12 protein-coding genes are annotated in these 12837 nt (G+C 60.5%); 1 reads left to right on the top strand and 11 read right to left on the bottom strand.

Annotation, left to right across the window (positions count from 1 at the left end):
• Nucleotides 1–9 precede the first annotated feature (9 nt).
• A complete protein-coding gene (locus EA798_RS12510) occupies nucleotides 10–474 on the bottom strand; it encodes a DUF3859 domain-containing protein (protein WP_122099159.1) in 465 nt (154 codons plus the stop codon).
• Between the two features lie 63 nt (nucleotides 475–537).
• Complete coding sequence (locus EA798_RS12505; protein ID WP_122099158.1) at nucleotides 538–1563, bottom strand: amidohydrolase family protein; 1026 nt, start codon at nucleotides 1561–1563, stop codon at nucleotides 538–540.
• Between the two features lie 227 nt (nucleotides 1564–1790).
• Between EA798_RS12505 and EA798_RS12500 the strand changes: the two genes are divergently transcribed.
• Entirely contained in the window at nucleotides 1791–2225 is a 435-nt protein-coding gene (locus EA798_RS12500) for an OsmC family protein (RefSeq protein WP_106155102.1), read from the top strand.
• A 59-nt stretch (nucleotides 2226–2284) separates the two neighbouring features.
• Here the strand turns inward: EA798_RS12500 and htpG are convergent, their stop codons facing one another.
• From htpG to lpdA, 9 genes are all read right to left on the bottom strand, one after another.
• The gene (gene htpG / locus EA798_RS12495) at nucleotides 2285–4189 is read right to left on the bottom strand and encodes a molecular chaperone HtpG (protein ID WP_122099157.1); all 1905 of its coding nucleotides are present in this window, start codon (nucleotides 4187–4189) and stop codon (nucleotides 2285–2287) included.
• Between the two features lie 121 nt (nucleotides 4190–4310).
• Nucleotides 4311–5549, bottom strand: coding sequence for an MFS transporter (locus EA798_RS12490; RefSeq protein WP_122099156.1), 1239 nt, complete (start codon nucleotides 5547–5549; stop codon nucleotides 4311–4313).
• Nucleotides 5550–5618: 69 nt separating this feature from the next.
• Entirely contained in the window at nucleotides 5619–6062 is a 444-nt protein-coding gene (locus EA798_RS12485; RefSeq protein ID WP_015277269.1) for a PaaI family thioesterase, read from the bottom strand.
• Nucleotides 6059–6520, bottom strand: a complete 462-nt coding sequence (locus EA798_RS12480) for a PaaI family thioesterase (RefSeq protein WP_106155105.1) — start codon at nucleotides 6518–6520, stop codon at nucleotides 6059–6061. Before EA798_RS12480 ends, EA798_RS12485 begins: the two co-directional genes overlap by 4 nt.
• Before the next feature lie 58 nt (nucleotides 6521–6578).
• Nucleotides 6579–7304 (bottom strand): DUF599 domain-containing protein, encoded by a 726-nt coding sequence (locus tag EA798_RS12475; protein WP_106155106.1) that lies wholly within the window; start codon nucleotides 7302–7304, stop codon nucleotides 6579–6581.
• 119 nt (nucleotides 7305–7423) lie between these two features.
• Nucleotides 7424–8740, bottom strand: a complete 1317-nt coding sequence (brnQ, locus tag EA798_RS12470; protein ID WP_106155107.1) for a branched-chain amino acid transport system II carrier protein — start codon at nucleotides 8738–8740, stop codon at nucleotides 7424–7426.
• Between the two features lie 393 nt (nucleotides 8741–9133).
• The gene (sucD, locus tag EA798_RS12465) at nucleotides 9134–10018 is read right to left on the bottom strand and encodes a succinate--CoA ligase subunit alpha (RefSeq protein ID WP_122099155.1); all 885 of its coding nucleotides are present in this window, start codon (nucleotides 10016–10018) and stop codon (nucleotides 9134–9136) included.
• Nucleotides 10018–11184, bottom strand: a complete 1167-nt coding sequence (gene sucC, locus EA798_RS12460; RefSeq protein ID WP_015277274.1) for an ADP-forming succinate--CoA ligase subunit beta — start codon at nucleotides 11182–11184, stop codon at nucleotides 10018–10020. The genes sucD and sucC overlap by 1 nt, the downstream gene beginning before the upstream one ends.
• A gap of 194 nt (nucleotides 11185–11378) precedes the next feature.
• Entirely contained in the window at nucleotides 11379–12815 is a 1437-nt protein-coding gene (gene lpdA, locus EA798_RS12455) for a dihydrolipoyl dehydrogenase (protein ID WP_122099154.1), read from the bottom strand.
• Nucleotides 12816–12837: the final 22 nt, after the last annotated feature.

Below are 12837 nucleotides of genomic sequence, written 5' to 3'. Positions count from 1 at the left end.
TCGAGTCAGTTACTCCACAATGAAGTGCTGCTCAACAAGTTTGCGATCCCCCTGGAAGACCAGGAAAAGCCAGTCGCCAGCAACGAGTTCGTGGGATTCGGTGAATTCGAACGCCATGACGTCCTGAACGCTGTCCGGCACCAGTTTCTGTACGACTTCGAACTTGTCGTGTCGCTGTCCATCCGGCGTCACCACTCCAGGGGTGAGGTACAACAGCGTCAGCGGCATGTCGCCCTCGCGTTTGCCGTGCAGCCTGTAGCGCACACCGAACTTGACGCCCAGTCGCGCCGGAACGCGGGTGGTTTGCTCGATCGCAGGATCGCTGCGACCCAATACTCGCTCACCTGGCTGCAGATCCAGCCGAGGGTTGCTGAACAGGCCATACTCCACCGGCCCGGTGACTTCTATCGCGGCCCCAGCTAGGCCGCTAAAGAGCAGCAGACCGAATAGCGAAAACGCACGAAACACTGGCATGTGACACTCCTGTCCGAAGAAAACACAGGAGCCTATGAAGCGCCGATGACAGCCTGATGACACTCAACGCAGAGCGTCCTGGCGCTTGCGGGGCAGCAGGGCGAGAAAGTTGTCGCGTGCGACCTGATGAGCGACGCGCTCCGGCAACGCATTGAGAAACGGCGCGAATGCCGCCATACCGTCGGCCAGGCTGCCAAAGCGCCCCACCACATCCGATCCCAAGACGAAACGCGTCGGATGCCGCTTCACCAGCTCCACCCACTTCGGATCAGGCTTGTCCTGTTCACTCAACAAATAAGGCTTGAGCATGGTCCAGGACAGATCGATGTAGAGGTTCGGGTAGTCATCGAGCAGGCGGCTGACCGTTTCGTGCAGGAAGGTCAGTTTCTCCTGATGTCGATGCAACTCCATGCTGGTACCGGCATGCGCCCAGATGAAGCGGGTATGCGGGTGATTGCGCAGTGGCTCTTCCAGCTCAACCAGATAAAGCGGATTACGCTCGCGCTTGGAGGTGATGTTGGAGTGCAGCATCACTGGCAGATCGAACTCCGCTGCCAGGTGATAAACCCTGGCCAGCGCCTCGTTATTGGCGCGCGGTGTGTCGCCTTCGGTCAGGGCGGTCACATCGTCATGACGCGTGAAAATCTCGCCCAGCCCCTGCCAGAGCCCCGGATGCAGCTCAAGCATGCGCCGGATATGCGCATCGGCATTCTTGTCGTTGGGGTTGAAACCGGAGAGGAAGGGATGAAAGCGCTTGCGCTGTTCCTCGTCCAGTTCCTCCAGGGCCGCGGCAACCAGCACATCGGTGGCGCTATACCAGTACACCGGAGCATCGTCACCGGCGTAATAGCGCGGACGCTTGGGCTCGTTCTCGTGCCATTTCTTGGCCACCGGAATGCCGCTGATCATGACATGGTCGATGCCGCCGGCATCCATCGCCTCCAGCAGCTTCTGCATGCCATCGGTTTCCTGGAAGAAATCGACGTAGTGCAGATGTGCGTCGCTATAACGGTACTCGCGCCCTTCGGCTACAGCTACAAGCGGCAACAAGCAAAGCGCGGCGAGGGAAATTATTCTGGGAATGTACAAAGCACGGTCCTCCTGACAGCCAGCGAGTAGACCGTGAGCAGTGATCACCGTTCAGCTTTGCCAAGGTCCCCGAGCATCATCTTGCTCCTTACCGGATACCCCACCCCGTATTGATTGGAATCAAAGCCGACACAGGACGGTGGTTCTAGTATCCCCAGAACAGGCGCTCGCGCGGCTTCATCAGCTAGGCGCGCCAATTCTCAGATGCAGCTCGCAAGGAATCTACCATGGCTTTGAAAACCATCAGCGCACGCGGAGAACTGAACGCCGGAATGGCAATCGTGGTGGAGTGCGGCAATCACCGCCTGACCATGGACCAGCCGAAGAATGCAGCAGGCCAGGATCTTGGACCAACTCCTCTCGAGGCCATCCTCGCGGCCGTGGCCGGCTGCTTCGGCACCATAGGCCGTTTCATCGCCCATCAGCAGAAGATCGAACTGCGCGGCATGCGCTTCGAGATCGAGGCCGATTACGACCCTGCCGGTCTTCTTGGCCGCGATCCTGAGGTACGTCCAGGCTTTCAGGAACTGCGTGTGAACGTCGAGATCGATGCCGATCTGGACCGGGCTGGCAAACAGGCGCTTCTCGAACAGATCGAGAAACGTTGCCCGGTGGCGGACAACCTCACCCACGGCACCCGTCTGGTCAGCGTGTTGCTATGAGTCGCTGACAAACGAAAACGGCCCGTCATGGACGGGCCGTTCTGGCATTGCGCTGCGAATCAGGCTGAAAGCTCGACCAGCAACTTGTTCAGACGCTGCACATAGGCAGCCGGATCTTTCAGGCTGTCCCCCGCCGCGAGTGCGGCCTGATCGAACAGGATGTGCGAGAGATCCGCGAAGCGATCTTCATCCGGTTCGGCGTCAAGTTTCTCGATCAGCGGATGCTGCGGATTGATCTCGAAGATCGGCTTGGATTCCGGCACCTTTTGGCCGCTCGCCTCGAGGATTTGCCGCATCTGCAGACCGAGATCCTGCTCGCCGATGGCGAGGATCGCCGGCGAGTCGGTCAGACGATGGGAAACACGCACTTCTGCGACCTCGTCACCCAGTGCGCCCTTGAGACGCTCGATCAGACCTTCCTTGGACTTGGCGATCTCTTCCTGTGCCTTCTTGTCCTCTTCGGAGTCCAGCTTGCCCAGATCCAGATCGCCGCGTGCCACATCAACGAACTGCTTGCCGTCGAAATCGGTGAGGTAGCTCATCAGCCACTCGTCGATCCGATCAGTCAGCAGCAGCACTTCGATGCCCTTCTTGCGGAAGACCTCGAGGTGCGGGCTGTTCTTGACCTGCGCGTAGCTCTCGCCGGTGAGGTAGTAGATCTTGTCCTGGCCTTCCTTCACGCGACCCAGGTAATCCGCGAGGGAAACCGACTGCTCGCCGGTGGCGTCGCTGGTGGAGGCAAAGCGCAACAGGCTGGCGATCTTCTCCTTGTTGGCGAAGTCTTCCGCCGGGCCTTCCTTGAGCACCTGACCGAACTGCGACCAGAACTTCTTGTAGTCCTCGGGCTTGTCCTTGGCCAGCTTCTCCAGCATGTCCAGCACACGCTTGGTCAGCGCTGACTTCATCGAGTCGATCACCGGATCCTTCTGCAGGATTTCGCGGGATACGTTCAGCGACAGGTCGTTGGAATCGACCACGCCCTTGATGAAGCGCAGGTACAGCGGCAGGAACTCGTCAGCCTGATCCATGATGAACACGCGCTGAACGTACAGCTTCAGGCCCTTCGGCGCCTCACGGTGATACAGGTCGAATGGCGCGCGGCCCGGCACATAAAGCAGCGAGGTGTACTCGAGCTTGCCCTCGACCTTGTTGTGGCTCCAGGACAGCGGATTGTCGACATCATGGGCGACGTGCTTGTAGAACTCCTGGTACTCCTCGTCCTTCACCTCGGTGCGTGGACGGGTCCAGAGGGCGCTGGCGCGGTTGACCGTCTCCCACTCCTGCTCGGCCGGCTTGTCCTTCTCCTCGCCGTGGAACTCCTTCGGCAACTCGATCGGAAGTGCGATGTGGTCGGAGTATTTCTTGACGATGTTGCGCAGGCGCCAGCCATCGGCGAACTCTTCCTCGTCCTTCTTCAGGTGCAGGACGATACGGGTACCGCGCTCGGCCTTTTCGATCGTGGCAACTTCGAACTCGCCCTCGCCCGCCGATGACCAGTGCACGCCCTCGCTGGCCGGCGTGCCGGCTCGACGGCTGTAGACATCGACCCTGTCGGCGACGATGAAGGCCGAATAGAAGCCCACGCCGAACTGGCCGATCAGGTGCGAGTCCTTCTTCTGGTCGCCAGAGAGGTTCTTCAGGAAGTCGGCGGTGCCGGATTTGGCGATGGTGCCCAGATGCGCGATCACGTCATCGCGGTTCATGCCGATGCCGTTGTCTTCCAGCGTGACCGTCTTGGCATCCTTGTCAAAGCTGAGGCGAATCCTCAGATCGGCGCCGCCCTCGAGCAGCTCCGGCTTGGCCAGGGCTTCGAAGCGCAATTTGTCGGCAGCATCGGAGGCATTGGAAATCAGCTCCCGCAGGAAGATTTCCTTGTTGGAATACAGCGAATGGATCATCAGATGAAGCAGCTGCTTCACTTCAGTCTGGAAGCCCAGGGTTTCTTTTTGAGTCTCCACACTCATCGTCTACAAACTCCACATCATCTCAATGGCACGGACCGCGACTGCGGCGATGTCTGGCAGATGGGGGCATGACGGTGAATTTCAAGGGCGACCGACGCCGCCAGGCGTCGGTCCTGGCCCTTCAGGGTTCGACGAGTTCCAACAGCACGATTTCGCCCGGCGCCAGGTTGTACGTAGCCTCGCCAGGCCCGCGAATGACCCGCCTGATGATCAGATTGCCTTCGCTGTCGAGTCCACCAAAACGACCTTCGGCGACACCACCGCGCTCGGTATGCGCGCGCATCAGCAGGTGCTGGTAGCGACCGGGGTTGCGCAGCACCTGCTCCATGGAAAAGCGCAGACGCCGATCCAGACTGCTCGGCGGTGTTTCGGCATTTACTGCCTCGGTCGTCTTGCGGGCAGACACGACCGCATCGACAGATTCTGCCAACGGCGGATAATCATCGCCCTTCACCTGCCAGCCCTGCTCGCTCTTGCCAAGACGCAGGGAAAAGGTCTGCCGTTCGCCTTTGATCTGCGCTTGAACGTCCAATTCCAGCTCATCGGCCGGCAAGGTGAACGTGGGTACGGTTTCCAGCGTCACCTGCCGGCTCGCATGCCGGCGCTGCAGGTAATCCTCGATCACGAATACCACGGTATCGCGCGAGTCGTGGCGGCGATCGACCTGGCCGTCGAGGTAGCGCAGGCGATCGGTGTACAGTTCGACGACACCGGTAAGGCTGGTTTCAAACTGCGGAGGCAGCACGAGGTGGAAATCGCCACGCAGCTTGTTCGGCGCGACGGGCTGCAGATCGAGATGCAGTGTGTAGCCACGGTCCAGGCGACGCGATTCGGGTAGTTGTTGATCCTGGCTCAGCCAGGCAATTTCGACTTCCGGCAAGGTGCCGATATCGTCGGGAAGCACGTCCATGCGCAACGCACCTTCGAATCGCTCGCGCAGGCGGATGGTTACCTCCTGGCGCGCAAAGAAGCCCTGACCTTCACGCAAGGTCAATACCCCATTGATGATCTCGCCTCGTTGCGGTGCAAACTCGCGACCGTTCAGCTTTCCCCGTACGCTCATCGCAAGTTCGGGTTGCGTGTGGGTCGGCAACCAGCGCAGGCTGAAAATCGCCTCCAGTCGCTCCGCATCGCGACTGGCCAGCAAGGACAGCCCCACGATCAGTGGAATGACGCCCAGGCAGGACAGGATCAACGCCTTGCGTGCCACCCGCCAGTGGCTGAACACGAAGGCCAATGTCAGCGGCGGCAGCAGGCTGCCCAATCCCCACAACAGGCTCGTCGCAAACGCCTGACTGATCAGCCAGATGAAACCGGCGAGAATCAGCAGCAAGCCGCCAAGTATCAACAGTGCTTCCATTCGAGTTCCTTCACGCAATCGCACAGGGTGTCGGCGCACACCGCGACGCCGCTTCCCGTGACGAAAGCATCAGGGCTCGTCGATCTTGAAATGGCAGCGGGCGGTAGCGATGGGCTCGGCCTGATGGGTCTGCCAGGCGGTGATCGCTACGTTGGCGACCCTACGGCCCTGACGCCAGACCTGGCAGGCGGCAAAGGTGTCACGATAGTGACCGGCACGCAGATAATCTATCGAGAAGTCGATGATTTTGGGCAAATGTGGCGCACCCATGAACATCAGCAGATGCAGTAGCGCGGCGTGCTCCATGAAGCCAGCAATCACCCCACCGTGAATGGCCGGCAGCGGGTTGCCGATGTTGTCCTCGTTCTGCGGCAGACGAAACACCATCTCGTCGCCCAACCGCAGGCATTCGATACCGATCAGCTTGGCGTATGGCACGAGTTTGATCAGGGAGTCGTAATCGTTGCTGGCATGCGCGTTGCGCACCAGTTCGTTGAGATTGAGCTCGCTCATGCCGCGCCATCCTTGCTGAATACGCCTTGGCTCGCCTTGCCCATGCGCATGAACGTGCCCACCACATGAGCGATGGGTTCGTTGATATCGCGCTGGTAGGCGACTCCGCGGGTGAAGATCACCGTCGGCGTAACGCGATAACACTCGGCGAAACCGAAGATATCGTGACCTGCCTCGGCTGGGTGCATGTAGTCGATACGCAGATCCAGCGTCGGGCAGACTTCAAGTTCAGGCAACGCACAGGCGGTGGAGATGCCGCAGGTGGTATCCATCAGCGTGGTGATAGCGCCGCCATGAACGCCCCCGGTTTCCGGGTTGCCGATGATTTTCTCGCTGTACGGAAGGCGCAGGGTCAGCCCTCTGCTGTCGGCGTGTTCGACACTTAGACCCAGCACCTGGCAATGCCGCAGGAAGGACAGGAAGCGCTGCGTGCGTTCGAGTATCTGGCTATCGCTCATTCGAGTTCTCAGGGGATTGAATCAAGCCGCGCATGATACCGACTTGCCATATACCGCCCTACTCCTTGGGCATTTCGGCCGGGGAAGTTGGCGTGAACACCATCACCCCGAGCACGTCGGAGTGAAATTCGCGACGGTAGAGGATCAATACCACGCCGGTGGTAACGAGCATGAAGAACCACGGGTGAACGAACCAGGCCAGCGTCGCCATGCCGAAGTAATAGGCACGCAAGCCGAAGTTGAACTGATTGGCCGCCATGGACAGGACCCGTGCCGCGCGCTCGGCAAAGGCCTTGCGCTCCTGGTCGCTGACGTTGCGCTCGCCCACCATCGGCGCCGACGCCACCAGCACAGCTGCGAAGTTGTACTGGCGCATGCACCAGCTGAAGGTGAAGAAGGCGTAAACGAACACCACCGCCAGGCAAAGCAGCTTGATTTCCGACAGCCCGCGGCTGACTGGCTGGGCGAACGGCAGGTCGGCCAGCAGCGAAACCGCACGTTCCGATGCACCTAGCGCGGTCAGGATACCGGCAAGGATGATCAGCGTGCTCGATGCGAAGAAGGAGGCGTTTCGTTCCAGATTGCCGATCACGTTGGCATCGGCGATTCGGTTGTCGCGCAACAGCAGGCGCTGCATCCAGTCCTGCCGATACAGGTGCAACACACTGGCCAGACAGGCGGTGTCGCGCCCACGCCACCCCGCGTACCGGGTGTACCCCGCCCAGCAGACGACAAACCAGATGACGGCAATCAGGTGCGGCAGGTTTGGATCAGAAAAGGTCATGGCACGCCCTCGGGAAACGTGGCGAGATTATAGCCAGCAGCGCTGCGCTGAAAGCGACACGAGGGGCAGTACGACGGCGCAGGTCTGGTCGATGCCAGCTGCGCCGAAGCTCAGAACGCTTAAGCGTGGCGCTGCCTGTCAGCCCGTCCAAGCAGGCGATCGGTGCCGACCGCCAGTACCAGCATTACCAGCACCGGAACCAGCCAGCCCATGCTCTGATCCGCCAACGGCAACTGCGCAAACAATGCCGGAACCCAGTTCCCCAGTCCCGCAGCGGCAAGGCCATCGACCACGCCAAAGATCAGGGTCACGCCCATTACCGGCACGAATACGCGCGTGGCCGACACCCAGAAACGGTCCAGCAGGCTCAAGCCGACCAGCACGATCGCCAATGGATACAGCCCGACCAGTACTGGCACCGATACGCTGATCAACTGCGTCAGCCCCTGATTCGCCACCAGCAGGCTGAACAGGGCGAAGACGACCACGACGGTGCGATAGGACACCGGCAGTAGCGCACTGAAGAACTCGCCACAGGCGGTCGTCAGGCCCACCGCGGTGGTCAGGCATGCCAGGGTGATGACCACCGCCAGCAACAGACTGCCCGGCGTCCCAAAGGTGTGCTGCACATAGGTCGTAAGAATCTGCACACCGTTCTCGGCTCCGCCGGCGATACCCTGGCTGGTGGCGCCGAGGTAGAACAATGCCAGATACACCAGCGACAGACCGATCGCGGCGATCACGCCGGCAATCATCGAGTAGCGGGTCACCAGCGCAGGCTCGGTAACACCACGGTCACGGATGGCAGTGGCAATCACGATTCCGAACACCAGGGCGCCGAGGGTATCCATGGTCAGATAGCCTTCCAGAAAGCCCTTGATCAACGGAGAAGCGCGATAACTCTCGGTAGCGGCGCCGACCTCTCCCGCCGGGGCGAAGATGGCCGCACCGCCGAGCACCAACAGCGCAGCCAGCAGCACCGGTGTGATGAACTTGCCGATGCGATTGACCAGCTGCCCTGGATTCAGCACGAGGAACAGCATGGCGGCGAAGAACACCAGCGTGTAAAGGAACAGCGGCATTCCAGCGTTACCGCTGAACGGCGCAATCCCCATCTCGAACGAGACGACGGCGGTACGCGGCGTGGCGAACAGCGGACCGATCGCCAGATAGACAGCTACCGCCAATACGGTACCGGCGACGTTGCCGAGTGGCGCGGTAAGCCGGTCCATGCCGCCGCCAACACGAGCTAGCGCAACAACTGTCAGCAACGGCAGGCCGACACCTGTCAGCAGAAAGCCGAGTGCCGCATGCCAGACGAACTCACCCGAAGCCATACCGGCGCTGGGCGGGAAGATGATATTGCCGGCGCCAAGGAACAGCGCAAAGGTCATGAAACCAAGGGCCAGCAGGTCAAAGCCTTTCAAACGATTCATGCAGGGAGAACTACCAGAGAAATAACGGCGCGAATGAAGTGACGCACGCGCAGCGAAGGCGGCGGGTCAGCGATTCAATGGGCCTGATGATGGGATTCGGGTTTCCTTCAGGGATAAGGGGAAACGTCACTCAGCCGGTTGGGCCGAGTCCTTCGATGCACGCCGTCGCTCTTGTGAAACGAACATACGTATGAATGAGCGGCAATGATGCCACGATGCAGCCAGATTGCCGACCAGAACGTCGGCAGTGCTTGCGAAAAGTGCAGCGCACAGCCAAGTCCGCCAGGCGGAAACGCAGGGCTTTAGAGACATGCAGCACGCCGAGCGCAATGCAGACTGTTTCAACAAAAAGCCCAACGAAAAAGGCCCGGCTTCCGCCGGGCCTCCTTGCCATCAGGCTTTCATTTGCCAGCCGGTGACTTCCGCCAGCGCCTTGCCGATGTCGGCAAGCGAGCGCACGGTTTTCACACCGGCGTCCTGCAGCGCAGCGAACTTCTCTTCCGCTGTGCCCTTGCCGCCGGAGATGATCGCACCGGCGTGCCCCATACGCTTGCCGGCCGGAGCGGTAACGCCCGCGATATAGGAAACTACCGGTTTGGTGACGTTGGCCTTGATGAACGCAGCCGCCTCCTCCTCCGCCGAACCACCGATCTCACCGATCATGACGATCGCCTCGGTCTGTGGGTCGTTCTGGAACAGCTGGAGGATATCGATGAAGGTCGAGCCCGGAATCGGGTCGCCACCGATGCCGACGCAGGTCGACTGGCCGAAACCGGCATCGGTGGTCTGCTTCACGGCTTCGTAGGTCAGCGTGCCGGAGCGCGAGACGATACCGACCTTGCCGGGCATATGGATGTGCCCAGGCTGGATACCGATCTTGCACTCACCGGGCGTGATCACGCCCGGGCAGTTCGGCCCGATCAGACGCACACCCAGCTCATCACACTTGATTTTCACCTCAAGCATATCCAACGTCGGGATACCTTCGGTGATGCAGACGATCAGCTTGATACCACCAAAGGCCGCTTCGAGAATGGAGTCCTTGCAGAACGGCGCTGGTACGTAGATTACCGATGCATCGGCACCGGTAGTCTCAACCGCCTCACGGACGGTATTGAATACCGGCAGACCCAGGTGCATGGTGCCACCCTTGCCTGGCGTAACGCCGCCGACCATCTTGGTGCCATAGGCAATGGCCTGCTCGGAGTGGAAGGTGCCCTGCGAGCCTGTGAATCCTTGGCAGATTACCTTGGTGTCCTTGTTGATCAATACGCTCATTACTTGCCCTCCGCGGCTTTGACAACCTGAATGGCCGCATCGGTCAGGCTGTTCGCACCGATGATGTTCAGACCGCTTTCACTCAGCATCTTGGCGCCCAGGTCGGCATTGTTGCCTTCCAGCCGCACCACCACCGGCACCTTGACACCCACCTCACGCACCGCACCGATGATGCCTTCGGCAATCATGTCGCAACGCACGATGCCACCGAAGATGTTCACCAGAACCGCGGCAACGTTGCTGTCCGAAAGAATGATCTTGAACGCTTCGGTGACACGCTCCTCGGTGGCGCCGCCGCCGACGTCGAGGAAGTTGGCCGGTGCACCGCCGTGCAGGTTGACGATGTCCATGGTGCCCATGGCCAGGCCCGCACCATTGACCATGCAACCGATGTTGCCATCGAGCGCAACGTAGTTGAGCTCCCACTTGGCCGCGTGCGATTCGCGCGGGTCGTCCTGGGACGGGTCGGCCATATCGCGCAGCTTCGGCTGGCGGTAGATGGCGTTGCTGTCGATGTTGATCTTGGCATCCAGACAATGCAGGTTGCCGTCAGTCTTGATCACCAGCGGGTTTACTTCCAGCAGGGCCAGGTCATAGTCCTGGAACAGTTGGGCGAGGCCGACGAAGATGTGCACGAACTGCTTGACCTGGTCACCCTTGAGGCCCAGCTGGAAAGCCAGTTCACGTGCCTGGAACGGCTGCGCGCCCACCAGTGGATCGATGGTGGCCTTGAGGATCTTCTCGGGCGTGTCGTGAGCGACTTTCTCGATGTCCACGCCACCTTCGGTCGATGCCATGAAGACGATCCGGCGACTGGCGCGATCGACCACGGCGCCCAGGTAGAGCTCCTTGTCGATGTCGGTGCACGCCTCGACGAGGATCTTGCTGACCGGCTGACCATTGGCGTCGGTCTGGTAGGTCACCAGACGCTTGTCGAGCCACTGCTGGGCAAACGCCCGGGCTTCATCCTTGCTGCGAACCAGCTTTACGCCACCCGCCTTGCCACGTCCACCGGCATGCACCTGGGCTTTGACCACCCATTGTGTGCCGCCGATCTTGTCGCAGGCTTCCGCTGCTTCCTTCGGGCTATCGACTGCGTAGCCTTTGGACACGGGCAGACCGTATTCAGCGAACAGTTGTTTACCTTGGTACTCGTGAAGATTCATGCTTTCTACCGTCTGTTTTGGTATTGGCGCATTTACGGCACGACGATCCGTCGTGCCTCCCTCACAAGTCGCTGAAAACTATCTGCGAATTCACGATACCTCTCAGCGACCTGCAATCCTTTTTGAAACTGCAGTTTGCAAAAGGCCCGGCGTATCGCTGGATACGTCGGGCCCCGGGTACAGCACGAAACCGATTAGCGCTTCTTGCGATTGGCGATGTGGATGGCGTGGCCATTCACTGCCAGGGCCGCTTCATGCAGCGCTTCGGACATGGTCGGATGCGAGAACACCATCATGCCCAGGTCTTCGGCACTGGTGCCGAACTCCATGCCGATGGCGCCCTGCTGAACCAGCTCGGCAGCGCTTGGGCCCATTACATGCACGCCCAACACGCGGTCGGTCTTGGCATCGGCGATGACCTTGACCAGGCCGGCGGTGTCGTTGGCAGCCATGGCGCGACCACTGGCAGCAAACGGGAAGGTACCGACGTTGATCTCAACGCCTTCGGCCTTGAGCGCCTGCTCCGACTTGCCGACCCATGCGATTTCCGGGTGAGTGTAGATGACCGATGGAATCAGGTCATAGTTCATCTGGGTCTTGTGACCGGCAATGCGCTCGGCAACCATCACGCCCTCTTCCGAGGCCTTGTGGGCCAGCATGGCGCCACGAACCACGTCACCGATGGCATAGACACCCGGCACGCTGGTCGCGCAATAATCATCGACAAAGATGAAGCCACGCTCGTCCATGTCGACGCCGGTGTCGGCAGCCAGCAGCTCGGAGGTGACCGGACGACGGCCGACCGCAACGATCAGCTTGTCGAAGGTCATCTGCTGCTCGCCTTCGGCGCTGGTGAAGCTGACGGTCACCTGATCGCCCTTCACTTCCGAACCAGTCAGGCGCGCACCCAGCAGGATCTTCAGGCCCTGCTTGGACAGGATCTTGAACGCTTCCTTGGAGATCTGCTCGTCAGCGGCCGGCAGGAACTTGTCCATCGCCTCGATAACGGTGACTTCGGCGCCCAGACGAGCCCATACGGAACCCAGCTCCAGACCGATCACGCCAGCACCGATGACGCCCAGCTTGCCCGGAACGCTCTGGAAATCCAGCGCGCCGGTGGAGTCGACGATGACCTTCTGATCAACCGGCGCCGGCGGGATGTTCACCGGGGTGGAGCCCGAAGCCAGGATGACGTTCTCGGCAGCCAGAGTCTGCACGTTGCCGTCCAGGCCGGTAACTTCGACCTGCTTGCCAGCCAGCAGCTTGCCGTGACCTTCGAAAACGGTCACGCCGTTGGCTTTCAGCAGTGCCGAAACACCACCGGTGAGGTTCTTAACGATCTGGTCCTTGCGCGCAACCATGGTCGGAACGTCCATAGCCACTTCGCCAGTGCTGATGCCATGGACCTTGAAGCTCTCATGGGCTTCGTGGAACTTGTAGGAGCTGTCCAGCAGCGCCTTGGAAGGAATGCAACCTACGTTGAGGCACGTGCCGCCAAGCGCGGTCTTACCATCCTTGCCCTGGTACTTTTCGATACACGCGGTCTTCAGACCCAGCTGGGCTGCGCGAATAGCGGCAACATAGCCGCCAGGGCCGGCACCGATGACGACGACGTCGAATTTCTGGCTCATTACGAATCCTCTTCAAAAGCAG

Source organism: Pseudomonas songnenensis (assembly GCF_003696315.1).
Taxonomy (GTDB): Bacteria; Pseudomonadota; Gammaproteobacteria; order Pseudomonadales; family Pseudomonadaceae; genus Stutzerimonas; species Stutzerimonas songnenensis.
The sequence above is the reverse complement of the archived record's forward strand: the minus strand, read 5'-3'. Positions and strand labels throughout refer to the sequence as shown.